Raw genomic sequence first — 24,145 nt, 5'->3', positions numbered from 1 at the left:
GCCAGGGGGTGGGAGAGTAGGACGCCGCCGGACCTCAATTCACCTCGAGGCCCGCACCGTATGGTGCGGGCCTCGAGCCATGCCCGAAATCCACCCCACAAAACCCCCGAGCCGACGCCCGGGGGTTTACGCGTTCTCCCACGCGTCGTCAGCACGGACCAGGTCCCGGATCTCGGCCGGCAGTCCGTCGGCCACCAGGGCGGCTAGCGTCACCTGCTCCAGGACCGTGCGGACGTTGGCGCGGAGCGCGACCCAGACCTGGAGCAACGGCGCCGCCGGGCCCTGGTACTCCAGATCGGAAGGGCGCTTGCCGCGCACGAAGACGAGCGGCCCGTCCACGGCGCGGATGACGTCGGCGATCGTGACCTGGTCCGCGGGCCGGGCCAGGCGGTAGCCACCGCCCGCGCCGCGCTGGCTGATGACGAGCCCGTCCCGGCGCAGGTCGCTGAGGATGCCCTCCAGGAACCGGTAGGGGATGTCCTGCGCGGATGCCAGGGCTTCCGCGCGAACGGGCACGTCGAGGTCGGCGGCCGCGAGTTCGGCAGCGGCCCTCACGGCGTAGTCGGCTCGAGCGGAGATCCTCATGCCCCTATTGTCTACCGGAATTAGCGGTTAAGGGACCCGACCGGCGCGGTCCAAGGCGCGCACGGCACGTGCCGCCGGCCGACCTTCTAGGGTGTAGTCATGACTTCCGACCGCGCCGCCGTCATCACCGTGTCGGACCGCTGTGCCCGCGGAGAGTCGGAGAATCGCTCCGGTCCCCTCGTGGTGCAGGTACTCGCCGAGCATGGGATCAGCGACGTCGTCACCCGCGTCGTACCGGACGGCATCGAGTCCGTCCGGGATGTCCTGCGGTGGACGCTCGCCCAGCAGGCCCGGCTCATCTTCACCACCGGAGGTACGGGGGTCACCCCTCGCGATCTCACGCCCGAGGGCACCCGTGGCCTCCTCGCCACGGAGATCCCAGGCATCGCCGAAGCGATCCGCGCCCAGGGCGCGAACGCGGGCGTCCCCACCGCGGTCCTGTCCCGGGGCCTCGCCGGCATCATCCGGATGCCCGACGGCGGCCGGCCCGCGCTCGTCGTGAACCTGCCCGGATCGACGGGAGGGGCCCGGGACGGCGCCGAGGTCGTCATGCCGCTCTGGCCGCACATCCGCGACCAGCTCGACGGCGGCGACCACACCTCCGCACCCACGTCGTAGCCCACCCGGTGGCCCACCCGTCGGATGAGGGCCGGTTCTCACGCGGTGTCGACAGCTCGAAGCTGTCAGCCGGTTCGGCGGCGGCGACGCGCGCCTGACAGAGCCGCAGCGGCCCGCGGACAGACAAGGCCGCGGCACACGCCGGAGCGATCAGCCGCCCGCGAACGGCGGGAGCACGTCCACTGTCGTCCCGTCCGGGACCGGAGTCCCGTCCGACGCCGCCCGGGCTCCAGCCACCAGAAGCGTGCACTTCGGCAGGACCTCGCTCAGCCCTGCCCCGTGCCGCGCGGCCAGCTCGGCCCGCAGCCCGCCTGCCGTCGTCGGGCCCGGGACGTCTTCCGTGCCGACACCCGACGCCTCTCGCGCTCCCGCGAAGTACCGCACCTGGATCATGGCGTCCCGGCCTCCGGACGAACCCAGTCACCCGACTTGCCGCCGGTCTTCGCCACGAGGCGGACGTCCGCGAGCGACACCGACTTGTCCAGGCCCTTGACCATGTCGACCACCGCCAGCCCGGCGACCGACACCGCGGTCAGCGCCTCCATCTCCACACCGGTGCGGTCGGCGGTGCGGACGGTGGCGGAGATGTGGACGCCGTCGTCGGTGACCTCGAGGTCCACCACCGCACCGTGCACGCCGATCACGTGTGCGAGGGGCAGGAGCTCGGCGGTGCGCTTGGCGCCCGCGATGCCGGCGATCCGGGCCACGGCGAGCACGTCGCCCTTCGGCACGTCCCCTGAGCGCAGGGCGGCCACGACGTCGGGCGCGCACGCGACGTGACCGGTCGCCGTCGCGGAACGAACGGTGGGCTGCTTGGCGGTGACGTCGACCATGCGGGCCTGGCCCCGGTCGTCGAGATGCGTGAAGGTCACGTGCTCAGCGTAGGAGATCGCGCGCCCGCTCTCACCGCCGTCCGTCCCTGGCGTTCCGCCCCGCTGTCGTCCCGGGGGCCGACCGGCCGGCCCCCGGGACGCGGTCATGACGAGCGAGCCGCCGAACGGGCGGCGATCCGGGCCACCGCCCGCTGCGCGCCGCGCGCGGCGACACGCTTGGCGAGCACGGCCGTCCCGGCGGCGACCGCGGCGAACACGGTCGCCTGGACCATGTCGAGTTCCGGGTCGTCAGGCTTGGTAGGTGCGTCTTTACCGGTGACCTGCTTCCAGATCAGCGCCAGAGCCTTCTGTGCCGCCCATCCGGCGGCGAACGTGAGGGCAATGGTGCCGATCTTCACCGCAAGTGTCGGTTCCGTCTCATTCTCGGCCACGGACCCACCGTATCGGCATCCGTGTCGGACAGCAGAGGTAGGCTGCCGAGAACAACGACAGGGGAGCCCCCGCCACCGAACGACGCGGGCGCTGAGAGTGCGGTTCGCCGCAGACCCTCGAACCTGATCCGGTTAGCACCGGTGGAGGAAGTCGAAAGGACCTTTCATGACCATGTTCCGCCGTACCGCCGTGACCGCGGCGACAGCTGCGTCCGCCGCGGCCGCCCTGCTGCTCACCGGCTGCACCGGGCAGCCCGCCGGCGAGCAGGACGCCGATGCCTCGCCGGCGTCGGACACCGTCACGCTCGTCACGCACGACTCGTTCGCCCTCAGCGACGGCATCCTCGAGGAGTTCGAGGAGGAGAGCGGGTACACGGTCGAGGTGAACGCCGCCGGAGACGCCGGCACGCTCGCGAACCAGCTCGTGCTGACCAAGGACGCGCCGCTCGGCGACGCGGTGTTCGGTATCGACAACACGTTCGCGTCGCGCGTCACCGACGAGGGCGTGATCTCCGGCGACCTCGAGCAGATCGACCAGGGCGACGTCTGCATCAACGCGGACAAGGAGTGGCTCGCCGAGCAGAACCTGGACGCCCCCGAGACCCTCGAGGACCTCGCCGAGCCCGAGTACCAGGGCCTGCTCGTCGTGACGAACCCCGCGACGTCGTCCCCCGGACTCGCGTTCCTGCTGGCCACGTACGACGCGTTCGGGCCCAACGGCTTCGGCGACTACTGGTCGGCGCTGCGGGAGAACGACGTCAAGGTCGTCGACTCCTGGGAGGACGCCTACTACGTCGACTTCTCCGGCGCGGACGGGGAGGGCGACCGCCCGCTCGTCCTGTCGTACGCGACGTCGCCGGCCTACACCGTGACCGAGGACGGCGAGTCGACCACCACCGCGCTGCTCGAGACCTGCTTCCGCCAGGAGGAGTACGCCGGCGTGCTGACCGGCGCCGAGAACCCGGACGGCGCCTGGGAGCTGGTGAGGTTCCTGCAGTCGGAGACGGTCCAGGCGGACCTGCCCGGTTCGATGTACATGTATCCGGCCGACGAGGACGTCGCCCTGCCCGAGGAGTGGGCCAAGCACGCCCCGCTCGCCGACGACCCGTACCAGGTGGATCCGGCGGAGATCGCGGAGCACCGTGACGAGTGGATCGAGGCGTGGACCGCGATCGTGCTGGGATGAGCGCCCGGCGGACGTCCGATCCGCGAGGGTTCCATGCGCGGACGCGTTCACGGGCCCCAGGGGGCCCTCCACTTCGGGAAAGATACGTCCGCGCCTGGTCCCCTGACGCTCCGGCAATCCGCCGAGCGCTCGCCTGGGGCACGGTCGCGCTCATCCCGCTGCTGTTTGTGGGGCTGTTCTTCGCGTGGCCCGTGGCGACGCTGGTGGCGCGCGGATTCGTCGCCGACGGCGCGCTCGACCTGACCGGGTTCGCGGACGTCCTCGGCCGCCCGCGTACCTGGCGCCTGGTCGGCCTGACGCTCGCCCAGTCCCTCCTCGGTACGGCGTTCTCGCTCCTCGCCGGACTGCCCGTCGCGTTCCTCCTGTACCGCCGCGCGTTCCCCGGCCGAGGCCTGCTGCGCGGACTGGTGACCGTCCCCTTCGTGCTCCCGACCGTGGTGGTCGGCGTGGCGTTCCGCAGCCTGTTCGTGCCCGACGGCGCGCTCGGGTTCCTCGGCCTGGAGGAGACCCTGGGCGGGATCGTCGTCGCGCTCGTCTTCTTCAACCTCTCCGTCGTGGTGCGCACCGTGGGCGGGCTCTGGGAGCGCCTCGACCCTCGCGCCGAGCAGGCGGCCGCCGCACTCGGCGCCTCGCCCCAGCGCGTGTGGTGGACGGTCACGCTGCCGTCGCTGGCCCCCGCGCTCGTCTCGGCGGCGTCGGTCGTGTTCCTCTTCTGCGCGACGGCGTTCGGCGTCGTCATGGTGCTCGGCGGCGCGCGGTACGGCACCGTCGAGACCGAGATCTGGGTGCGCACCACGCAGTTCCTCGACCTGCGGTCGGCGGCCGTGCTCTCGATCCTGCAGCTCGTCGTCGTGGCTGCCGCCCTCGCCATCTCCGCGCGCACCCGCAGCCGGCGCGAAGCCGCCCTGCACCTCGTCAGCGACCGCACGTCGGCCCGGCCGCTGCGCTGGTCGCGTGGTGACGTGGCGATGGTGGCGGCTACCGCCGCCGTCGTCGGCGGACTGATCCTGCTACCGCTCGGCGGCCTCGTGCTGCGCTCGTTCCGCGGACCCGACGGCGCTCTCGGGCCGGCGAACTACGTCGCGCTCGGCACCACCGGCGAGCGCGGCGCGCTGACCGTCACGGTCTGGGAGGCGCTCGGCAACTCCCTGCGCACCGCGACATGGGCGTGTGCGATCGCGCTGGTCGTGGGCGGCCTGGTCGCGCTCCTCGCGTCCCGCCGCCCGCGCGGGACCGGAGCCCGCCGGGCGGTGTCCCTGCTGGACGGCTTGTTCATGCTGCCTCTCGGCGTGTCCGCCGTGACCGTGGGCTTCGGGTTCCTCGTCACCCTCGACCAGCCGCTCGGCGTCCAGTACGACCTGCGCACCTCGCCCGCGCTCGTGCCGATCGCGCAGGCGGTGGTCGCGGTCCCGCTCGTGGCACGCACCGTGCTGCCGGTGCTGCGCGCCATCGACCCCCGGCTGCGCGAGGTCGCGGGGACCCTGGGCGCGGGTCCTGGGACGGTGCTGCGCACCGTGGACCTGCCGCTCGCGGCGCGCTCCCTCGGGCTCGCCGTCGGGTTCGCGTTCGCGGTGTCCCTCGGGGAGTTCGGCGCGACGTCGTTCCTGGTGCGGCCGCAGAGCGAGACCCTGCCGATCGTGATCTTCCGGCTCATCGGGCGGCCGGGGGCCGAGAACTACGGGATGGCACTCGCGGCGTCGGTGGTGCTGGCCACCCTGACGGCGATGGTGATGATGCTGGCGGAGCGCCTGCGGGGCGATCATGGCGGAGGAGAGTTCTGATGGTGTCGCTCAACTCGGGCACCCGGTCGCCGGACACGGCCACCGGTTCAGGAGGGCGCGGGGACGGGGCGGGGCTCGCCGTGCGCGACGTCGTCGTGCGCTACGCGAAGGCGCCCGGCAGGCCGTGGCGGCGGGAGCGGGTCACCACCACCGCCGTCGACCGCGTCTCGATCGACGTGGACCAGGGCGAGATCGTCGCGCTGCTCGGGCCGAGCGGGTGCGGCAAGTCGTCGCTCCTGCGTGCCGTCGCGGGGCTGGAGCCGCTCGCCGGCGGCACGGTCACGTGGGACGACGTCGACGTCACGGGCGTGCCGGTGCACCGCCGCCAGTTCGGCCTGATGTTCCAGGACGGGCAGCTCTTCCCGCACCGCGACGCCGGGCGGAACGTCGCCTACGGGCTCGAGGCGCAGCACGTCCCCGGCCCGCGGCGGGCCGAACGCGTCGCCGGGTTGCTGGACCTGGTGGGCCTCACGGGCTTCGAGCGTCGCCGGGTCGCGACGCTGTCCGGGGGAGAGCGGCAGCGGGTCGCGCTCGCGCGGGCGCTCGCGCCGAGCCCGCGCCTGCTGCTCCTCGACGAGCCGCTCTCCGCGCTCGACCGCAGGCTGCGCGAGCGCCTGGCGGCCGACGTGCGCCGGGTGCTGAAGGAGACGGCGACGACGGCGCTGTTCGTCACCCACGACCACGACGAGGCCTTCGCGGTCGCGGACCGGGTCGGGGTCATGTCCGGCGGGCGTCTGCTCCAGGTCGCTCCACCGGACGAGCTCCGCGAGAAGCCGGCATCCCGCGAGGTGGCGGAGTTCCTCGGGCTGACGTGACCTGGCCTCCGGCTTGCCGTCCTGCCGGCCCGCTGGTCCCGCCGTTTCGTCGGCCTGCCGTCCCGCAGTCCCGCCCGCGGCCGCGCATCGCGGAACGGCCCCGCCACGGCCGTCGTCGGACGTTAGGTTTGAGCCATGCGCACCGAGCTTGCCAAGCAGCCTGTCGACGCCACGACCACGTCCGCCTGGGCGGACCTCTCCCGGCTCTCCGAGGACCTCCGCCCGGACCTGCGGAGCTGGTTCGACACCGACCCCGGCCGGGCCGAGCGGTTCGCCTTCCAGGCCGCCGACCTGTATGTGGACCTGTCCAAGAACCTGCTGACCGACGACGTGCTGGCGGCGCTGACCGCCCTCGCCGAGCAGACGGGTGTCGCCGAGCGCCGGGACGCGATGTTCGCCGGCGAGCACATCAACGTCACCGAGGACCGTGCCGTCCTGCACACGGCGCTGCGCCGGCCGGCGGGCGCGGTCCCCGCGCTGCACGTGGGCGGTCAGGACATCGACGCGGACGTGCAGACCGAGCTGGAGAAGGTCTACGCCTTCGCCGAGAAGGTCCGGTCCGGCGAGTGGACCGGTGTGACGGGTCAGCAGGTCCGCACGATCGTGAACATCGGCATCGGCGGCTCGGACCTGGGTCCGGTCATGGCGTACGAGGCGCTGGAGCCGTACGTCGCCGAGGGGCTGGAGTGCCGGTTCGTCTCGAACATCGACCCGACGGACGTCGCGCAGAAGACCGCCGACCTCGACCCCGCGACCACGCTGTTCATCGTCGCGTCGAAGACGTTCGGCACCCTGGAGACGCTCACCAACGCGCGGCTCGCCCGCGACTGGCTCTGGCGGTCGCTGGTGTCGGCGGGCGCGATCGAGGACAGCGACGAGGGGCGGTCCGGCGCGGTCGCGAAGCACTTCGTCGCGGTCTCGACGGCCCTGGACAAGGTGGCGGCGTTCGGCATCGACACCGAGAACGCCTTCGGCTTCTGGGACTGGGTGGGCGGCCGGTACTCGATGGACTCCGCGATCGGCACGTCGCTCGCGATCGCCGTCGGGCCCGAACGGTTCGCCGAACTGCTCGCAGGCTTCCACGCGATGGACGAGCACTTCGCCACGGCGCCGCTCGAGCGGAACGTGCCGGTGCTGATGGGCCTGCTGAACGTCTGGTACACCAACTTCCGCGACGCGCACACGCACGCCGTGCTGCCGTACGCGCAGCAGCTGCACCGCTTCCCGGCCTATCTGCAGCAGCTCACCATGGAGTCGAACGGCAAGTCCGTCCGCTGGGACGGCTCGCCGGTCACCGCCGACACCGGCGAGGTCTTCTGGGGCGAGCCCGGCACCAACGGGCAGCACGCGTTCTACCAGCTCATCCACCAGGGGACGCGGCTGATCCCGGCGGACTTCATCGCGGTCGCGCAGCCCGCGTACGGGCTCACCGACCCGGTGGGCGACGGCAAGGCAGTGTCCCCGGGCGCCGATGTGCACGGACTGTTCCTGGCGAACTTCTTCGCGCAGACGAAGGCGCTGGCGTTCGGGAAGACGGCGGACGAGGTCCGCGCCGAGGGCACGGCCGAGGAGCTCGTGTCGGCGCGCGCGTTCAGCGGGAACCGGCCGACGACGTCGATCCTCGCGCCCGCCCTCACGCCCTCGGTGCTCGGGCAGCTCGTGGCGCTCTACGAGCACATCACGTTCGTGCAGGGCGTGGTGTGGGGGATCGACTCGTTCGACCAGTGGGGCGTGGAGCTCGGCAAGAAGCTCGCCCTGGAGATCGCCCCGGCGGTCGCGGGCGACGAGGCGGCCCTGGCCGCCCAGGACACCTCGACGGCCGCCCTCATCGCCAAGTACCGCGAACTCCGCGCCTGACAGATCACTCCGCCGCCCGGCTGACCCCAGCCCGGCGACGACACCCCGAGCGCGACCACGCCATTGTGTGTGGTGGAAGCCCTTCCACCACACACAATGGCGTGCTCGGCGGGAATGACGTGGTCGACGCGCGATCGGGCACGACGGCAGGGCCGGCGAGGTCGGCCGGGCCGGGCCGGGTCGCCGGCTCTCGGGCCGGCCGTCCGGGAAGGGGCGAGGCTGTGGCTAGACCGTGTTGTTCGCCCAGGGGAGGTTGGCCGTGCTCGCGGACGGGAGGAAGGTGGCGCGGGCGCGCTGCATGACCCAGAGCAGCGCCTGGCGCTGGCTCTCCAGCTCGACGGGTTCCGCCGCCGCGTGCTCGGCCCGCTCGTGCAGCATCGCGAGCTCGGTCGCGGCCTGCTGGTACTCACGCATCGCCGTCCCCGACGCCCGGCCGCCGCGGGAGGTCGCCCACTCGCGTGCCGCCTTGCGGGCCTTCAGCGAGCTGAGCATCTGGACGTCGACCATCGCCACGACGCCCGTCGGGATGTACTTCGGCAGGTAGTGCAGGATGAGGCCGACGAGCCGGCGACGTTCCCGCTGCACCACCACGACCAGGACGATCATCACGACCAGGCCGATCAGGTACGCGGACGCCAGGCCGCCGATCCCCCGGGAAGACGCCGCGTTCCACAGGCTGTGCAGGGCGATCGCACCCGTCAGGCCGATCAGCGGCGCCGCGAAGCGGAGCGTGCCGGGCCGGCTCATCGCCGCGACCGCGACGCCGATCCCGGTCATCGCCGTGCACAGCGGGTGCAGCAGCGGCGCGATGACCGCACGCATGAGGAACACGAAGCCGAGCTGCTCCTCCTCGGCGGCCTCGATGAAGTAGGTGATGTTCTCCGTGGCGGCGAAGCCCAGGCCAACCATCGAGGCGTAGATGATGCCGTCGGTGAGGCCGTTGATCTCGTGGCGCCGGAACCAGAGCATGCCGAACAGCACGAACGCCTTGAGCACCTCCTCCACGATCGGCGCGCCGACCACCGCGGTCCAGTACCAGCCGTCGTCGGCACTCACGAGAAGGTCGGTGATGACCACGAAGTGCAGTGTGTTGAGCACCATCGACACCAGCGCCGCCACGCCCGCGCCCCACAGGAACGCGAGGATCAGCGCGTTCTTGGGCTCCGGTTCCATCCGGTCCAGCGCGAGGATCACCGGCAGCCAGATCCCGAGCGGGAGCAGGGCGAGGAGCAGCCCCACGACGAACGAGGCCCCGCCGTCGATCGCGTCGAACGCGAGCACGATCATCAGGCATACGGAGGAGAACGCGATGGCCACGATCACCCCCGTGGGCGCCCGGCCTGGCGGACGGCCCCGAAGGATCGCACTCGGGTCGACGGTCATGGACGCAGAGCCTAGTGAAGTTCACCTGCTCGGGGCGACCCCGGCTCGGCGGTAGCCTGGCGTCCGTGCACAATGTCGCCCTCGAGCTGGCCGTCCAGGACCCCGCAGGCGCGCGGATCGCGTCCGACGTCGGCGCCCGGCGGGTGGAGCTGTGCTCCGCTCTCGGGGCGACGGGCGGTCTCACGCCCAGCGCCGCCCTCATCGAGGCCGCGATCGACGCCGCCGCCGTGGTCCCCGAGACGGCGGGCGCCCCGATCCTGGAGGTCCACGTCCTGATCCGGCCGCGCCCGGGCGGGTTCACCTGGTCCGCCGAGGAGCGCGACCTGATGGTCCGCGAGACGATCCTGTCGGTCGACGCGGGGGCCGACGGCGTCGTCGTCGGCGCCCTCACCCCCGACGGGACCGTGGACGAGGACACGGTCCGCGCCCTCGTCGCGGCCGCCGGCGATGCCGAGGTGACCTTCCACCGGGCGCTCGACATGGTGCCCGACCAGCTCACGGCGCTCGACCGGCTCGCCGACCTCGGGGTCACGCGCGTCCTGACCTCGGGCCAGGCCGCCCGGGCGGGCGAGGGCGTGGAGCGCCTGGCGCTGCTGGCGGAACGCAGCGCCGACCTGGGCGTGGAGATCATGGCGGGCGGCGGCGTCCGGATCGAGGACGTGCCGGCCCTGGCGGCCGCGGGCGTCGACGCGATCCACCTGAGCGCGAAGCGGGTCGTGACGGACGACGCCGGACCCGGCGGCGGCACCGGAAGCTACGAGACCACCGACGCCGACGTCGCGCGGGCCGTCGCGAAGGCCGTCCGCGAACTGCAGCTGCGGTAGCCAGGACGCCGTCGTCGGTCCCGCTCCCGGCACCGTGCGAGGATCTTCCGCATGCCGTACGAGATCAGCCCCGTCCGCGCCGCACAATGGCGCGAGATCCGTGACCTGCGCATGATCGCCCTCCAGGACGAGCTGGCGCCCTACGCCTTCCTCGCCACCTACGAGACGGAGTCCGCCTACCCCGACGAGTTCTGGGTCCACCGCGCACGGACGTCGTCCCTCGACGCCGGGCCGGACGCGGACGCCCGGCAGTTCGTCGCCGTGTCCGACGACGGCCAGTGGGTGGGCACCGCCGTCACACTGATCGAACGGGCGGGAAAGCAGGACTTCGCGGACCTGCCGATCGAGTACGACGGCGCGCACGTCGTCGGCGTCTACGTCCGGCCCGAGCACCGGGGCGGCGGGCTCGTCGACCAGCTGTTCGACGCCGCGCTCGGCTGGGCCCGCGAACGGGACCTGGACCGCGCCCGGCTCTACGTGCACCAGGACAACCCCCGCGCGCAAGGCGCCTACCGCCGCCTCGGCTTCACCGCGACCGGCAGGACGTTCACCGGGGCCATGGGCCCGGAGCTGGAGATGGCCCGAACCCTGTGACGCCATGTCGGTGTCCGGTGCGATGATGCGGACATGAATTCCGCCACACCCGCCGACGTCGTCGGACGCCTCACCGTGGAGCAGAAGGCTCGACTCGTCGGTGGGGCGTCGTACTGGACCACCGCCGACCTGCCCGGCGTCCCCGCCGCGTTCCTCGCCGACGGACCCCACGGCGTACGGCGGCTCGATCCCGCGAACGGCGCGATCGCCGGAGCCGAGCCCGCCACCTGCTTCCCCACCGCCGCGGCGCTGGGCGCGACGTTCGACGTCGCCCTCGCCGAACGCGTCGGTGCCGCGATCGGCGCCGAGGCGGCGGAGAAGGGCGTCGGCGTGGTGCTCGGACCCGGCGTGAACATCAAGCGCTCACCGCTGTGCGGCCGGAACTTCGAGTACGTGTCCGAGGACCCGCTGCACGCCGGACAGGTCGGCGCCGCGCTCGTGCGCGGCATCCAGTCCGCGGGCGTCGGCGCGTGCGTCAAGCACTTCGTCGCGAACGACCAGGAGACCGAGCGGCTACGCATCTCGGCCGACATCGACGAGCGCACCCTCCGCGAGATCCACCTCAGGCCGTTCCAGCGCGTGGTCACCGAAGCTCGCCCATGGACGGTGATGAGCTCCTACAACCGCGTCAACGGCACCTACGTCGGCGAGGACCCGCGCCTGCTCACCAGCATCCTGCGCGACGAATGGGGATTCGACGGGCTCGTCATGTCCGACTGGCTCGCCGTGCACGACCGCATCGCGGCCCTGCGCGCCGGCCTCGACCTCGAGATGCCGGCACCCGGCGAGGCACGCGTCCGGCAGATCGTCGACGCGGTGAAGTCCGGCGAACTGCCCGAGCAGGACGTCGACCGCGCCGCCGAACGCGTCGTCGCCCTCGCACACCGCGTCCGCGACACGGAAGGCCCCGCCGACGCCACCGACCTCATCGACCACCACGACCTGGCACGGGAGGCCGCCACACGCGCGATCGTGCTCCTGCGGAACGAACCGGTCGCCGGCACCCGGGCAGCCGCCGAGCAGGACGCCCCCGACGCGACCGCCTCCGCCGGCGAGGCAGCCCCCGCACCCCTGCTCCCGCTCGCGAAGGACGCCCGGATCGCCGTCGTCGGCGAGCTCGCCCGCACCCCCCGGTACCAGGGAGCCGGATCGTCCCAGGTGGTCCCCACCCGGCTCGACGCCGCACTCACCGCGCTCACCGAGGACTTCCCCGACCTCGCCTTCGCCCCCGGATACGCGCTCGGCCGCGAAGCGGGCGACGACACGGCGCTCGCGGCGGAGGCGATCGCGGAGGCGAGCGACGCCGACGTCGTCCTCTTCTTCGCCGGCCTGCCCGACGCCGCGGAGGCCGAAGGCCGTGACCGCACCCACATCGACCTGCCGAGGGTGCAGGTCGACCTGCTCGAGTCCGTGCTCGACGTGAACCCGCGGGTGGTCGTGGTGCTGTCCAACGGCTCCGTCGTGCGGCTCCCGTTCGCCGAACGCGTGCCCGCGCTCGTCGAGGGCTGGCTGCTGGGCCAGGCGGGCGGGCAGGCCACCGCCGACGTGCTCACCGGCCGCGTCAACCCGTCCGGCCGGCTGTCCGAGACGATCCCGCACCGCCTCGCCGACAACCCCACCTACCTGAACTTCCCGGGTGAGGACCTGCACGTGCGCTACGCCGAGGGCGTGTTCGTGGGACACCGCTGGTACGACGCCCGCGAGATCGACGTCGCGTTCCCGTTCGGGCACGGCCTGTCGTACACGACGTTCGGCTACGAGGGCCTCACGGCGACGACGAGCGACGACGAGCTGCGCGTGACCCTCACTGTCACGAACACGGGCGACCTGCCCGGCCGCGAGGTGGTGCAGTGCTACGTGGGGCGGGACATGTCGGCCATGACGCGGCCGCCGCGGGTGCTCGCCGCGTTCGACGTCGTCGAGCTGGAGCCCGGCGAGTCCCGGCGCGTCGAGCTGGCGGTGCCCACGACCGAACTGGCGCACTGGAGCGTGCGGGACGGGGGCTGGGTCACCGAGGGCGGCACCTGGCGCGTCGAGGTCGGCGCGTCGAGCCGCGACCTGCGGCTCGCGGACGACGTCGAGATCCCCGGCGACGACGCCGTGCGGCCGCTCACGCCCGGCTCGACGATCCGGGAAGCGGTCGCGGACCCGACGGTCGGTCCGCTGATCAGCGGCGCGCTCGACGCCATGGACGAGGACCTGCGGGAGATGACGCTTGCGATCCCGGTCGGGCGGATACCGTTCGTCCCCGATTCCGGCGTGAGCGAGAAGCAGCTCGCGGACCTCATCGCGCTGTCCGACGGCTCGGCAGGCCGGATCAAGCGGACGGCGGCGAAGGTGCTGGGATCGATCTCGGCGCGCCGGAGGCTCGGGTCGCGTTGACGCGAGGCCTGCCCGAGTTGCTACGGTGCGTCAGAGGACGTTACCTACTCGCGCGACCTCTTACCTGCAAGCACAGTGCCGTGCCCGAGCTGCCGTGCGGGCGGGGGCTGTCGACACGCGTGTTGCCCCAGGAGGCCGACCGTGGTGCGTCATGAGCAACGAGTTCGCCCGCGTTCGCGGACGCTGCTGCTCCGCATCGTCCTCGTGCTGCTGGCCGGGATCGCGGCGATGATCCTGGTGAACCCGTCCGGGACGGATTTCCGCGACGCCCCGGGGGAGCTTCCCGGTGGTACGCCCACGATCGGTGAACTGGTGCCGTTCCGGCGGTGACGACGTCGGCGCGCGTAGCCGGTCAGGACGCCGCGGTCAGGACGCCGCGGTCAGGACGCCGCGGGCGGGGCGGTACTGGCGCGCTCCACGAGGCGCGTGGGCAGGCGCGTGTGGTGCCCCTGCCCGGTACGGGGCCCCTCGCTCTCGATCAGCGAGACGACCATCCGGAGCGCCTCGGCACCCATCTCGCGCAGCGGCTGCGCGACGGTCGTCAGCGGCGGTCGTGCCGCGGCGGCCTCAGGGACGTCGTCGTACCCGACCACCGAGAGGTCTTCCGGAACCCGCAGCCCGAGCTCACCGGCGACCTCCACGACGTGGAGCGCCGACAGGTCGTTCGCGGCGAAGACGGCCGTGGGCCGGTCGGGCCGGTCCAGCAGCTCGTGCGCGGGCCGGTCGGCCAGGTCGGGGCGGTACCCGCCGGTGAGGACCAGGCTCGGGTCCACGGTGAGCCCGGCGTCGCTCATGGCCTGGCGATAGCCCAGCTCGCGGAGCCGGGCCGACTCGAGGTCGCGGCGCCCGCCGAGGTGGCCGATCCGGGTATGGCCGAGGCCGATGAGATGCTCCGTCGCCATGCGTGCCCCCGCGAGGCTGTCGGAGTCGACGGTGGCGGGCCCGGTCGGACCGGTGTGCGGGTCGATGGCGACCACGGGGATGCCCTCGTCCGTCGGGACCTGGACCGTGGGCGTGACGATCACGGCGCCGTCGATGAGCGTGCCGCCCAGCCGCGACAGCGAACGCCGCTCCCAGCCCACGCGGTCGGAGGTGTCGCCTCCGCCGGAGTAGGCGAGCAGCTCGTAGCCGGTTCCCTCGACGGCCTTGGAGATCGCCTTGAGGAGCTCGGTGCTGAAGGGCTCGAACTCGGCGACGAGCACGCCGATCACGTTGGTGCGCCGGCGGCGCAGGCTGCGGGCGACCAGCGAGGACTCGTATCCCAGCTGGTCGACCACCTCGAGGACGCGGCTCGCGGTCGTCTGGGCCACCCCGTAGCGTCCGTTGACCACCTTGGACACCGTCGCGACGGACACGCCCGCCGCCCGCGCGACGTCGGTGATCGTCACACGGCCGGCACGGTGGGCACCACCATCGGAGCCCTCCTCCGACCGCTCGCCCGGCGACGGGAACTGGGGCGATGACGTCGCTGTTTCCGCCTCATCGTCGCTCTCCGCCCCGGTGCTACCAGGAAAATTCGTACCGCTCTGCACGAAGGAGACACTACCTTGACTACGGTGATGCTTCGCGCCGAGGTTCTTTGTTTCGAAATCGATATCGACAACGTTTGACCAACGGATGTGTCACCTGTCACTCTCGTCGTTGACAGACTCTTCCTGTCGACTCCGTCGAAGAAGACCAAGGGGTTCTGAACCATGACAAGGACGAAGCGAAGCGCGGCCGTGATCGCGCTGGGCTCGGTCGTCGCGCTTCTCGCGGCCGCATGCGCCGGTCAGGGCGGTGGTGGTGGCGGTAGCACCGATGCCGACGCCGACACCATCACCTGGTGGCACAACTCGAACACCGGTGAGGGCAAGGAGTACTACGACCAGGTCGCCGAAGACTTCGAGGCCGAGACCGGCGTCACGGTCGAGGTGAGTGCGATGCAGCACGAGGACATGACGACGAAGCTGCAGGCGGCGTTCCAGTCCGGGAGCGACGACCAGATTCCGGACGTCTACATGAGCCGCGGCGGCGGCGAGCTGCAGACGGAGGTCGAGACCGGCGTGGTCCGCGACCTCACGGAGGACGCCGCGGAGGAGATCGGGAAGATCTCGGCCTTCGCGGGGCAGTACACGGTCGACGAAAAGGTTTACGCACTCCCCTTCTCCATGGGGATCGTCGGTTTCTGGTACAACCAGGACCTCTTCGCCGAGGCCGGGATCGACGAGGTCAACCCGAGCCCGACAATCGAGGAGTTCTCCGGGTACATCGAGCAGCTGGACGCCGCCGGCATCACGCCGCTCTCCGTTGGTGCCAAGGATGCCTGGCCGGCCGCGCACTACTGGTACTACGCCGTGGTCCGCGAGTGCCCGTTCGAGACCGTCGAGGGCGCGATCGAGAGCAAGGACTACTCGGACCCGTGCTTCCTCGAGGCCGGCGAGCATGTCGAGGACGTCATCGCGCAGGAGCCGTTCAACAAAGGCTTCCTCTCCACGGGTGCGCAGGAAGGCCCGACATCGGCGTCCGGTCTGCTGGCGACCGAGAAGGTGGCCATGGAGCTGGCCGGGCACTGGGAGCCGGGCGTGGCCGGCGGCCTGACCGAGGACGAGCAGGTGCCCGATTTCCTCGGCTGGTTCGCGTTCCCGACGTTCGACGGCCAGGGCGGTGCCGCGGCCGATCAGATGGGTGGCGGTGACGCCTGGTCGGTGTCGTCCGGCGCCCCCGACGCCGCGGTCGACTTCGCCAAGTACCTCCTGTCCGACGAGGTCCAGCAGGGCTTCGCCGAGCGTGACATGGGCCTGCCGACCAACCCGGCCGCGACGGACTCCGTCACCGACGAGGCGCTCGCGCAGCTGATCCCGGTCCGGGACGGCGGCGGCAACACCCAGCTCTACCTGGACACGCGCCTGGGCCAGTCGGTCGGCGGCGCGATGAACGACGAGATCGCCCTCATGTTCGCCGGTGAGGCGGGCCCGCAGGACATCGTCGACGCGATCCAGTCGGCAGCCGAGTCGGAGTGAGTGACGTGGCAGACGACGTGACCACGCGAGATGTGGCCGCTTCGCCTGCGACGTCGCCCGTGCCGAGCGCCGCCGATCGCACCTCGCAGGTGCGGTCGGCGGCCTCCGCGCGAGGCGGACGCCGCGGGATGAACTCGCAACTTCGCAAGCGCCTCGAGATCTTCTTCTTCGTGGCGCCCGCCCTGGCGCTCTTCGGACTGTTCGTCATCGTTCCGATCGCGACGGCCGTGCAGATGTCGCTCTTCCGGTGGAAGGGGATCGGGCCGCTCGTCGACTTCGTGGGCCTGCGCAACTACGCGTCCGTGCTGACGGACGAGGTCTTCACGGACGCGGTGCTCCACAACCTGATCATCGTCGTCCTGTCGATCGTGATCCAGCTTCCCCTGGGACTGGCGATCGCGCTGCTCCTGAACCGCAAGATGTGGGGGCAGAGCGCACTGCGCACCATCATCTTCGTGCCGTACGTGCTGGCCGAGGTGGTCGCCGGCGTGATCTGGCTGCAGCTCCTGCAGCCGGAGTACGGCGTCATCGACGCCGTCCTCGGCGCCGTCGGCCTGGAGAGCCCGGACCAGGGCTGGCTCGGGGACACCGACCTGGCGCTGTGGACCCTGATGGCGGTCCTGACATGGAAGTACCTCGGCCTGGCCGTGATCCTCTTCCTCGCCGGGCTGCAGGGCGTGCCCGAGGAGCTCTACGAGGCCGCGCAGCTCGACGGTGCCACGTGGTGGCAGGTGCAGCGCAAGATCACGATCCCGCTGCTCGGCCCGACGCTGCGCACGTGGGCCTTCCTGTCGATGATCGGTTCGCTCCAGCTCTTCGACATGGTGTGGATCCTGACCCGCGGCGGCCCCGCGAACGCCACGACCACCATGGCGACCTTCCTGGTCAACGAAGGAACCCAACGAGCCAACTTCGGGATCGCCGGTGCGGCGTCCGTGGTGCTGTTCGTCATCGCGCTGGTCATGGCGGTGCTCTACCAACAGCTGATCCTGCGCCGCGACACGCGGTCCGAGACCGGGAGGAAGTGACCGATGAGTGCATCGACCATGAACGATCTCTCCCTGCCGCCCACGACGCGGCGACAGCGTCCGGGGTTCCGCCCCACGAACGTCGTCGTGTACGGCATCGCGCTGGTGGTGGTCGCGATCACCCTCGGCCCCGTGATCTACGGGGTGCTCGGCGGGTTCCGCACCAATGCCCAGCTCGCCGAGGCGCCGGCCGGCGCGCCCGATCCCTGGGTCCTGGACAACTACATCGGCGTGCTGACCAACCCGAACTTCTGGCAGTACACGTGGAACTCCACGGCGGTCGCGCTCATCACGACGGCGGTCGTGGTGGTCTTCGGCGTCATGGCCGCGTATCCGATGGCGCGCTACGAGTTCAAGGGGCGCGAGGGCCTGTTCATGGTGTTCGTGGTCGGCCTGCTCTTCCCGGCCACGGTCGCCATCGTGCCGCTGTTCATCCTCGTCACGCAGAACCTGCAGCTCCACAACACCTGGATCGGCGTCGCCCTGCCGCAGGCAGCCTTCGCGCTGCCGATGACCGTGGTGATCCTGCGGCCGTTCCTGATGGCCCTGCCCAAGGAGCTGGAGGAGGCGGCCATGATCGACGGCACGAGCCGGATCGGCTTCTTCTGGCGGATCCTCATCCCGCTGTCCGGGCCGGGAATGGTCACCGTGGGCGTGCTGGCCTTCGTCGGGTCCTGGAACGCGTATCTCCTGCCGCTGCTGCTCCTCCAGGGCGAGATGAAGACCTTGCCCCTCGGCGTCGCGGACTTCTCGTCGGAGCACGCCTCCGACACAGCGGGCGTCTTCGCCTTCACCTCCCTCGCGATGATTCCCGCCCTCGTGTTCTTCCTGGCGATGCAGAAGCGGATCGTCAACGGACTCCAGGGTGCCGTCAAGGGCTGATCCCGGCCGAGCCGGAAAGCCCCCGACAGCATCCAGCACCTGCAGAAAGGACGGTCCGATGACCGATCTCGAAGTTGCCCTCCCCGCGATGCCCGAGGTGTCGGAGCGCGTGCACGACCTGCTCGCGCAGATGACCCTCGAGGAGAAGCTGGCCCAGATCGTCGGGTACTGGCTGGACCAGGGCGGCAACGTCGTCGCGCCCATGCAGGGCGAGATGGGCGGCGGCCGGGGTTCCGGTGAGCTCGCCGAGATCACCAAGCACGGCCTGGGGCACTACACGCGGGTGTACGGCACCCGCCCGGTCGAGCCGGCGGAGCGCGCCGCCTGGCTGTGGGAGGAGCAGCGGCGCCTGAAGCGCGAGACCCGGCTGGGGATCCCGGCCATCGTGCACGAGGAGTGCCTCACCGGCCTCGCCGCGTGGCAGGCTGCGACGTTCCCGACGCCGCTCGCCTGGGGCGCGTCCTTCGATCCCGGACTCGTCGAGGAGATGGGCCGGGCGATCGGCACCTCCATGTCGGAGCTCGGTGTGCACCAGGGCCTCGCCCCGGTGCTCGACGTCGTCCGCGATCCCCGCTGGGGCCGCGTCGACGAGTGCATCTCCGAGGACCCGTACGTGGTGGGGACCGTCGGCACGTCGTACGTCCGCGGCCTTCAGGACGCGGGCGTGCACGCCACGCTGAAGCACTTCGTGGGCTACTCCGGCTCCAAGGCCGGGCGCAACCACGCGCCCGTGAGTGCCGGCCCGCGCGAGATCGCCGACACCTACCTGCCGCCGTTCGAGATGGCGGTGCTGGACGGCGGTGTGCGCTCGGTCATGAACTCGTACACGGACGTCGACGGCGTGCCGATGGCCGCGAACGAGGAGTACTTCACGACGCTGCTGCGCGAGAAGTGGGGCTTCACGGGCGTCGTCGTCTCCGACTACTTCGCCGTGGCCTTCCTGACCGTGATGCACGCCGTCGCCGCGGACCGTGGCGACGCGGCCGCGCAGGCGCTCACGGCGGGGATCGACGTCGAGCTCCCGTCGGGCGACGCGTTCCTCGCGCCGCTGGCCGAGCGGATCCGCGCCGGCGAGTACGACGAGGGGTACGTGGACCGCGCGGTCCTGCGCGTCCTGGCGCAGAAGGAGGACCTCGGGCTGCTCGAGCCGGACGCCTTCGACGACGACCCGCCCTCGGAAATCGATCTCGACCCGCCCGGGCACCGCGACATCGCGCGCCGGCTCGCGGAGGAGTCCGTGGTGCTGCTCGCGAACGACGGCGTGCTGCCGCTGATCGGGGCCGACGGCGCGACGCCGGGCCGGGTGGCCGTCATCGGCCCGAACGCCGACCGGCCGGAGGCCCTCATGGGCTGCTACTCCTTCGCCAACCACGTGCTGGCGCATCACGAGCAGGTGGATATCGGTTTCGAGATTCCGTCCGTGCTTGAGGCGCTGCGCGGGGAGTTCCCTGGCGCCGAGCTGACGTACACGGCCGGCTCCGACGTGGAGGGCGCCGATACCTCCGGCTTCGCGGACGCGGTCGCGGCCGCCGAGGCCGCGGACGTCGCGGTCGTGGTGGTCGGCGACCAGGCCGGCCTGTTCGGGCGGGGAACCGTGGGCGAGGGCAACGACAGCGAGTCGCTGGAGCTGCCCGGTGTCCAGCGCGAGCTGGTCGAGGCGATCACCGCGACCGGCCGACCGGTGGTGATGGTGCTGCTCACCGGCCGCCCGTACAGCATCGGCTGGGCGCTCGACGGTGCCGGGCCGCGGCCGGCCGCGGTACTCCAGGCGTTCTTCCCCGGCGAGGAGGGCGGCACCGCCGTCGCGCGGATCGTCTCCGGACGGGTCAACCCGTCCGGGCGGCTGCCCGTGTCGCTGCCGCGAGGCACCGGGTCGCAGCCGTACGCGTACCAGCATCCGATCCTGGGCGGCCCTTCGGAGGTGACCAGCACCGACCCGACGCCGGCGCGGCACTTCGGGTTCGGCCTGTCGTACACGACATTCAGGCGTGCACTGGTCGCGGTGGACGGCGAGGTCGCGGCCGGCGGCGCGTTCCGCGCCGTCGTGCGGGTCACGAACACAGGAGACGTCGCCGGGGCCGACGTCGTGCAGCTGTACGGGCACGACGTGATCGGGTCGATCGCGCGGCCGACCGTACAGCTCCTCGGCTACGAGCGCGTGACGCTCGCGCCGGGGGAGACGGCGACCGTGACGTTCGACGTGCCCACGCAGCGGTTCGCGTTCTCGGACCGGAACCTGGTCCGGATCGTCGAGCCCGGCGACGTCGAGGTGTGGGTCGGCACGAGCGCAGGTGACAGCGTCGTCAAGGTGGTGGCCGAGGGCATCGCGGACACCGACGACGTGCGGGCCGCGGGCGGCGAGGACGGTGCCGTCGCCGGGGCCGAGGTCGACGGGCAGCCCGCGACGGGCCGCGCACCCCTCACGACCCGCCGGACGGTGCGCATCACCGGTGAGGCGCACGAGGTGACGACGTCGGACCGGCGCTGGGTCACCGCGACGATCGCGAGCCACTGACCGGTTGCGCGGCTCGGCGCGCCGTCGTACGGCGCGCCGAGCGGCAGCACCCGGCGGGACGCCGCCCCGGTGACCTCTCCTCGCCGGGGCGGCGTCCCGGTGGTGTGTCCGGCGGGGGGTCGTTCGGGGCAAGATGGGGTGATGCGAGTCGATGTGTGGTTGTGGGCCGTCCGGCTGTTCAAGAGCCGCTCGGTGTCGGCCGCCGCGTGCCGGGCCGGCCGGGTGCGGATCAACGGGAAGCCCGCCAAGCCGGCGTCGCACATTGCCATCGGTGATCGTGTGACCTGGCGCGACGCACTGCGCGGACGCGACGTCGAGGTGGTGGAGCTGCTGCCCAAGCGCGTCGGCGCGCCTCTGGCCGTGAAGGCGTACCTCGATCACAGCGAGCCGCTCCCGACGCGCGTCGAGCGCGAGGCGGTGGGCGTGCGGGACCGCGGCACCGGCCGCCCGACCAAGCGTGAGCGCCGGGAGATCGACCGCCTGCGCGGCCGTCGCGGGTGAGGACGATCGGCCCTGTCTGGTGAGGCGAAGTGCCCTGCCGTGATCTCCGCCCCTCTGATGTCGTAGAGACGCAGGGGTTCTACGAGGGGAGAGATCGATGAACAGCACGTGGCACAAGGGCGTCGTCGTCGGAGTCGACGGGTCGCCGGAGAGTCTGGCGGCGCTCGACTGGGCGGCATCCGCCGCGGACCGGCACCAGGCACAGCTCACGGTCCTGTCGATGTACGAGACGGCGCGGGCCCCGATGCCGGGCGTGCAGGCCGAGCTCCAGGACCTGCGCGTGGCGGCGGAGCAGGCGCTCCACCGGGCCGAGGGCCGGCTGGGCGACGCGCGCCCCGGGGGTCACGCCGTCGAGTTCGCCGTCGCGGCCAGCGCGGCGACACGCGTGCTCGTGCAGCGTTCCCGCACGGCGGACATGGTGGTCGTCGGACGGCGCGGCCTCGGCCGGGTGAGCCGGGCGCTGCTGGGATCCGTCTCCTCGACGGTGGTGGCTCAGGCGCACGGTCCCGTGGTTGTGGTTCCGCGTGAGGCAGGGACGGGAGCCCCGCGACGGATCGTCGCAGGCGTCGACATGCCCGACAAGGCGGACCGCATCCTGGAGCGCGCCTTCGCCGAGGCGGAGGTGTGCGGGTGCCGGCTCGACGTCGTGCGTGCCCTGGACGCCTCCCTGCTGGGCGACGCCCTGCGGGAGTACGACAGCTACGGGATGGCGCACCGGGCGGCAACGCAGGAGGCGGTCGCGCAGGACATCCGGAAGTGGTCCGAGAAGTTCCCGTCCGTGTCCGTCGCTCTGGCGGTCCGAGGCGGCCCGGCGGCGTCCGTCCTGGTGCACGACGCGATGCCGGACGACCTGCTCGTCGTCGGCGGCCGGCGGCACCACCGCATCGCGGGCAGGCTCCTCGGCTCGGTGACCGACCGGGTGGTGCGGGAGGCGGAATGCCCGACCATGGTGGTCAGGACCGAGTGACGAGGCGGCGCGGGTGGGCGGGCGCGAGGACGTCCCCACCCGCGTCGGGCCGTGTCGCCGCGGCGCGGCCGGGCCCTCCGTTCCGCCTCCGGTAGCGTGACGACATGCCCGCGCCCATGCCGCCGTCGGACATCGCCGACCGCATCTCCGCACTGCTGCACCGCCACCCCGTCTGGGACGGTCACAACGACCTGGCGTGGGAGGCGCGCGAGCAGGTCGGCTACGACTGGTCGGCGCTCGACATCGGTGCGGGCACGGTAGGACGGACGCACACGGACATCGCCCGGCTGCGGGCCGGCGGCGTCGGCGCACAGTTCTGGTCCGTGTACGTGCCGTCAGACCTGCCGCGCAGCGCGGCGGTCACCGCGACGCTGGAGCAGATCGACGCCGTGCGGCGCATGGTGGAGACCTGGCCGGACACGTTCGCGCTCGCCCGGACCGCCGACGACGTCGAGAAGGCCTGGGCCGCGGGCCGCATCGCCTCGCTCATGGGCGCCGAGGGCGGCCAGTCCATCGACTCCTCGCTCGGCACGCTCCGCATGCTGTACGAGCTCGGGGTGCGATACCTGACCCTCACGCACAACCACAACAACCCCTGGGCCGATTCGGCCACCGACCAGCCCTCCGCGCACGGCGGCCTCAGCGAGTTCGGGGTCGAGGTGGTGCGTGAGATGAACCGGCTCGGGATGCTCGTGGACCTGTCGCACGTCTCGGCGGCCACGATGGGTGCCGCGCTGGACGTCACCGAGGCGCCGGTCATCTTCTCCCACAGCTCCGCCCGCGCCGTCTGCAACGTTCCCCGCAACGTGCCCGACGACGTGCTGGCGCGCCTCGGCGGCAACGGCGGGCTGTGCATGGTGACGTTCGTGCCGGCGTTCGTGAACTCGGACATCGGGGCCTGGCGTGCCGAGGCGGCCGAGGCCGCCCGGGAGCGCGGCATCGACCCGGCGAACCACTCCGCGTTCAGCGCGTTCGGCAAGGAATGGGAGGTGGGCCACCCGATCCCGCCGACGACGCTGGACGACGTCGTCGCCCACGTCGAGCACGTGCGTGACGTCGCCGGGATCGACCACGTGGGCCTCGGCGGCGACTACGACGGCGCCAGCGGGTTCGCCCCCGGACTCGACGACGTGTCGGGGTACCCGAACCTGCTCGCCGCGCTCGCCGGCCGTGGCTGGTCCGACGCCGACCTGGCCAAGCTGGCAAGCGGCAACATGCTCCGCGTGCTGCGTGACGCCGAAGGCGTGGCGGCACGGTTTGCGGCGGAGCGCGGGCCGAGCACGGCACGGCTCGGCGACGAATGAACGATGCCGGCCGGTCCCGCCGGAGCGCGGCGGGACTCCGGCCGGCGACACCGTCCGCGGGGTCCGGTCAGGACCCCAGCTCGACGACCTTCCGCTGGAACCCGAGCGCCACCTTCTGCAGTGACTCGAGCGGGGTGTCGCCGTTGCGCTCGCTGATCTGCCCGATCATCGACCCCGACGCCGCGAGCAGGGCGACCATCACGTCGCGCGCCTCACCTCGGGTGGTGAGGGCCTCGTCGAGGAGCTCCTGGACCAGCGGCGAGCGCAGCCCCTCCTCCTCCGGGTCCAGCAACGCGGTGAGAAGAGCGATCGACAACGAACTGCCCTGGACGCTTGCCATGTGAACCCCCTGATGACAGCACTTGTTTGGGTGCCCGACCCGACGCGCCCCCTGCGCGCGTCCGACCGTGGCACTTGTGTATCGCACCTCGTGGCGCAGCGCCTGCTGACGGCCACATACGTTGCCTTGGCGGACCGCTCGCGCAAGATTCGCCGTGCTGTGCGCGGGGCGTCGTGCGTGGGTGAAATCACTTCATTTCACCCACGATGGGGGGTAATCCAGCTTGACCCGGACGAGTCAGGGCCGGAAGTCTTCATGCCGACCGCCCTGCCGACACCAGGCAGGGCGGCACGAACGTGAGGACGGGTGGGCAACCG

General features: G+C 72.0%; 23 protein-coding genes and 1 riboswitch. Of the genes, 16 read left to right on the top strand and 7 right to left on the bottom strand.

The features are described 5' to 3' along the window. Nucleotides 1-126 precede the first annotated feature (126 nt). Nucleotides 127-585 carry an RrF2 family transcriptional regulator gene (locus ACYVK5_RS24700; protein WP_460708706.1) on the bottom strand — a complete coding sequence of 153 codons (459 nt, stop codon included), beginning with the start codon at nt 583-585 and terminating at the stop codon, nt 127-129. Nucleotides 586-684: 99 nt separating this feature from the next. On the opposite strand from ACYVK5_RS24700, the gene ACYVK5_RS24695 reads away from it, so the two are divergent. Beyond that, entirely contained in the window at nt 685-1,203 is a 519-nt protein-coding gene (locus ACYVK5_RS24695; RefSeq protein ID WP_460708704.1) for a MogA/MoaB family molybdenum cofactor biosynthesis protein, read from the top strand. A gap of 150 nt (nt 1,204-1,353) precedes the next feature. Here ACYVK5_RS24695 and ACYVK5_RS24690 read toward each other — a convergent pair whose 3' ends face one another. From ACYVK5_RS24690 to ACYVK5_RS24680, 3 genes are all read right to left on the bottom strand, one after another. Continuing rightward, nucleotides 1,354-1,596 (bottom strand): MoaD/ThiS family protein, encoded by a 243-nt coding sequence (locus tag ACYVK5_RS24690; RefSeq protein WP_460708702.1) that lies wholly within the window; start codon nt 1,594-1,596, stop codon nt 1,354-1,356. Continuing rightward, nucleotides 1,593-2,075, bottom strand: coding sequence for a cyclic pyranopterin monophosphate synthase MoaC (moaC, locus tag ACYVK5_RS24685; protein WP_460708700.1), 483 nt, complete (start codon nt 2,073-2,075; stop codon nt 1,593-1,595). The genes ACYVK5_RS24690 and moaC overlap by 4 nt, the downstream gene beginning before the upstream one ends. Before the next feature lie 104 nt (nt 2,076-2,179). Next, a complete protein-coding gene (locus ACYVK5_RS24680; RefSeq protein ID WP_460708698.1) occupies nt 2,180-2,467 on the bottom strand; it encodes a DUF4235 domain-containing protein in 288 nt (95 codons plus the stop codon). 49 nt (nt 2,468-2,516) lie between these two features. Beyond that, a riboswitch (TPP riboswitch) is annotated at nt 2,517-2,634 on the top strand. Here ACYVK5_RS24680 and ACYVK5_RS24675 point away from each other — a divergent pair. The 4 genes from ACYVK5_RS24675 (at nt 2,634) to pgi (ending at nt 8,106) form a co-directional block, all read left to right on the top strand. Continuing rightward, the gene (locus ACYVK5_RS24675; protein WP_460708696.1) at nt 2,634-3,653 is read left to right on the top strand and encodes a thiamine ABC transporter substrate-binding protein; all 1,020 of its coding nucleotides are present in this window, start codon (nt 2,634-2,636) and stop codon (nt 3,651-3,653) included. It overlaps the preceding riboswitch by 1 nt. Next, entirely contained in the window at nt 3,650-5,434 is a 1,785-nt protein-coding gene (locus ACYVK5_RS24670) for an ABC transporter permease (protein WP_460708694.1), read from the top strand. Before ACYVK5_RS24675 ends, ACYVK5_RS24670 begins: the two co-directional genes overlap by 4 nt. Beyond that, complete coding sequence (locus tag ACYVK5_RS24665; RefSeq protein ID WP_460708691.1) at nt 5,434-6,249, top strand: ABC transporter ATP-binding protein; 816 nt, start codon at nt 5,434-5,436, stop codon at nt 6,247-6,249. The genes ACYVK5_RS24670 and ACYVK5_RS24665 overlap by 1 nt, the downstream gene beginning before the upstream one ends. Before the next feature lie 135 nt (nt 6,250-6,384). Continuing rightward, nucleotides 6,385-8,106 carry a glucose-6-phosphate isomerase gene (gene pgi / locus ACYVK5_RS24660; RefSeq protein ID WP_460708689.1) on the top strand — a complete coding sequence of 574 codons (1,722 nt, stop codon included), beginning with the start codon at nt 6,385-6,387 and terminating at the stop codon, nt 8,104-8,106. A gap of 225 nt (nt 8,107-8,331) precedes the next feature. Here pgi and ACYVK5_RS24655 read toward each other — a convergent pair whose 3' ends face one another. Beyond that, complete coding sequence (locus tag ACYVK5_RS24655; RefSeq protein ID WP_460708687.1) at nt 8,332-9,489, bottom strand: PrsW family glutamic-type intramembrane protease; 1,158 nt, start codon at nt 9,487-9,489, stop codon at nt 8,332-8,334. Nucleotides 9,490-9,554: 65 nt separating this feature from the next. Here ACYVK5_RS24655 and ACYVK5_RS24650 point away from each other — a divergent pair, with 65 nt between their 5' ends. From ACYVK5_RS24650 to ACYVK5_RS24635, 4 genes are all read left to right on the top strand, one after another. After that, complete coding sequence (locus ACYVK5_RS24650; protein WP_460708685.1) at nt 9,555-10,313, top strand: copper homeostasis protein CutC; 759 nt, start codon at nt 9,555-9,557, stop codon at nt 10,311-10,313. 51 nt (nt 10,314-10,364) lie between these two features. Further along, the gene (locus tag ACYVK5_RS24645) at nt 10,365-10,907 is read left to right on the top strand and encodes a GNAT family N-acetyltransferase (protein WP_460708683.1); all 543 of its coding nucleotides are present in this window, start codon (nt 10,365-10,367) and stop codon (nt 10,905-10,907) included. A gap of 33 nt (nt 10,908-10,940) precedes the next feature. Then, nucleotides 10,941-13,289, top strand: coding sequence for a glycoside hydrolase family 3 C-terminal domain-containing protein (locus ACYVK5_RS24640; RefSeq protein ID WP_460708681.1), 2,349 nt, complete (start codon nt 10,941-10,943; stop codon nt 13,287-13,289). Nucleotides 13,290-13,430: 141 nt separating this feature from the next. After that, complete coding sequence (locus ACYVK5_RS24635; RefSeq protein ID WP_460708679.1) at nt 13,431-13,619, top strand: hypothetical protein; 189 nt, start codon at nt 13,431-13,433, stop codon at nt 13,617-13,619. Nucleotides 13,620-13,669: 50 nt separating this feature from the next. Here the strand turns inward: ACYVK5_RS24635 and ACYVK5_RS24630 are convergent, their stop codons facing one another. Beyond that, nucleotides 13,670-14,677, bottom strand: coding sequence for a LacI family DNA-binding transcriptional regulator (locus ACYVK5_RS24630; RefSeq protein ID WP_460708677.1), 1,008 nt, complete (start codon nt 14,675-14,677; stop codon nt 13,670-13,672). Nucleotides 14,678-14,983: 306 nt separating this feature from the next. Between ACYVK5_RS24630 and ACYVK5_RS24625 the strand changes: the two genes are divergently transcribed. From ACYVK5_RS24625 to ACYVK5_RS24595, 7 genes are all read left to right on the top strand, one after another. Beyond that, on the top strand, nt 14,984-16,291 hold the full coding sequence (locus ACYVK5_RS24625) for an extracellular solute-binding protein (protein ID WP_460708675.1): 1,308 nt from the start codon (nt 14,984-14,986) through the stop codon (nt 16,289-16,291). Between the two features lie 5 nt (nt 16,292-16,296). Then, nucleotides 16,297-17,319 carry a carbohydrate ABC transporter permease gene (locus ACYVK5_RS24620; protein WP_460708673.1) on the top strand — a complete coding sequence of 341 codons (1,023 nt, stop codon included), beginning with the start codon at nt 16,297-16,299 and terminating at the stop codon, nt 17,317-17,319. Nucleotides 17,320-17,322: 3 nt separating this feature from the next. After that, the gene (locus tag ACYVK5_RS24615) at nt 17,323-18,201 is read left to right on the top strand and encodes a carbohydrate ABC transporter permease (RefSeq protein WP_460708671.1); all 879 of its coding nucleotides are present in this window, start codon (nt 17,323-17,325) and stop codon (nt 18,199-18,201) included. Nucleotides 18,202-18,259: 58 nt separating this feature from the next. Beyond that, nucleotides 18,260-20,716, top strand: coding sequence for a beta-xylosidase/alpha-l-arabinosidase (locus ACYVK5_RS24610; protein WP_460708669.1), 2,457 nt, complete (start codon nt 18,260-18,262; stop codon nt 20,714-20,716). 141 nt (nt 20,717-20,857) lie between these two features. Next, nucleotides 20,858-21,217: an RNA-binding S4 domain-containing protein gene (locus ACYVK5_RS24605; RefSeq protein ID WP_460708667.1), complete on the top strand. Its 360-nt coding sequence runs from the start codon at nt 20,858-20,860 to the stop codon at nt 21,215-21,217. A 97-nt stretch (nt 21,218-21,314) separates the two neighbouring features. After that, entirely contained in the window at nt 21,315-22,184 is an 870-nt protein-coding gene (locus ACYVK5_RS24600) for a universal stress protein (protein WP_460708664.1), read from the top strand. A 104-nt stretch (nt 22,185-22,288) separates the two neighbouring features. Next, on the top strand, nt 22,289-23,488 hold the full coding sequence (locus ACYVK5_RS24595) for a dipeptidase (RefSeq protein WP_460708662.1): 1,200 nt from the start codon (nt 22,289-22,291) through the stop codon (nt 23,486-23,488). A 67-nt stretch (nt 23,489-23,555) separates the two neighbouring features. Here the strand turns inward: ACYVK5_RS24595 and ACYVK5_RS24590 are convergent, their stop codons facing one another. Beyond that, nucleotides 23,556-23,828 carry a hypothetical protein gene (locus tag ACYVK5_RS24590; protein ID WP_460708660.1) on the bottom strand — a complete coding sequence of 91 codons (273 nt, stop codon included), beginning with the start codon at nt 23,826-23,828 and terminating at the stop codon, nt 23,556-23,558. Between the last annotated feature and the right edge of the window lie 317 nt (nt 23,829-24,145).

The organism is Myceligenerans halotolerans, from assembly GCF_054782975.1.
Note: the sequence above shows the minus strand (reverse complement) of the source record. Positions and strands in the feature narration are given on the sequence as shown.

Coding starts and splice junctions, on each gene's coding strand:
- ACYVK5_RS24700 (WP_460708706.1), bottom strand. CDS start 585: ATGAGGATCTCCGCTCGAGCCGACTACGCCGTGAGGGCCGCTGCCGAA.
- ACYVK5_RS24695 (WP_460708704.1), top strand. CDS start 685: ATGACTTCCGACCGCGCCGCCGTCATCACCGTGTCGGACCGCTGTGCC.
- ACYVK5_RS24690 (WP_460708702.1), bottom strand. CDS start 1,596: ATGATCCAGGTGCGGTACTTCGCGGGAGCGCGAGAGGCGTCGGGTGTC.
- ACYVK5_RS24675 (WP_460708696.1), top strand. CDS start 2,634: ATGACCATGTTCCGCCGTACCGCCGTGACCGCGGCGACAGCTGCGTCC.
- ACYVK5_RS24670 (WP_460708694.1), top strand. CDS start 3,650: ATGAGCGCCCGGCGGACGTCCGATCCGCGAGGGTTCCATGCGCGGACG.
- ACYVK5_RS24665 (WP_460708691.1), top strand. CDS start 5,434: ATGGTGTCGCTCAACTCGGGCACCCGGTCGCCGGACACGGCCACCGGT.
- pgi (WP_460708689.1), top strand. CDS start 6,385: ATGCGCACCGAGCTTGCCAAGCAGCCTGTCGACGCCACGACCACGTCC.
- ACYVK5_RS24655 (WP_460708687.1), bottom strand. CDS start 9,489: ATGACCGTCGACCCGAGTGCGATCCTTCGGGGCCGTCCGCCAGGCCGG.
- ACYVK5_RS24645 (WP_460708683.1), top strand. CDS start 10,365: ATGCCGTACGAGATCAGCCCCGTCCGCGCCGCACAATGGCGCGAGATC.
- ACYVK5_RS24640 (WP_460708681.1), top strand. CDS start 10,941: ATGAATTCCGCCACACCCGCCGACGTCGTCGGACGCCTCACCGTGGAG.
- ACYVK5_RS24625 (WP_460708675.1), top strand. CDS start 14,984: ATGACAAGGACGAAGCGAAGCGCGGCCGTGATCGCGCTGGGCTCGGTC.
- ACYVK5_RS24615 (WP_460708671.1), top strand. CDS start 17,323: ATGAGTGCATCGACCATGAACGATCTCTCCCTGCCGCCCACGACGCGG.
- ACYVK5_RS24610 (WP_460708669.1), top strand. CDS start 18,260: ATGACCGATCTCGAAGTTGCCCTCCCCGCGATGCCCGAGGTGTCGGAG.
- ACYVK5_RS24605 (WP_460708667.1), top strand. CDS start 20,858: ATGCGAGTCGATGTGTGGTTGTGGGCCGTCCGGCTGTTCAAGAGCCGC.
- ACYVK5_RS24600 (WP_460708664.1), top strand. CDS start 21,315: ATGAACAGCACGTGGCACAAGGGCGTCGTCGTCGGAGTCGACGGGTCG.
- ACYVK5_RS24595 (WP_460708662.1), top strand. CDS start 22,289: ATGCCCGCGCCCATGCCGCCGTCGGACATCGCCGACCGCATCTCCGCA.
- ACYVK5_RS24590 (WP_460708660.1), bottom strand. CDS start 23,828: ATGGCAAGCGTCCAGGGCAGTTCGTTGTCGATCGCTCTTCTCACCGCG.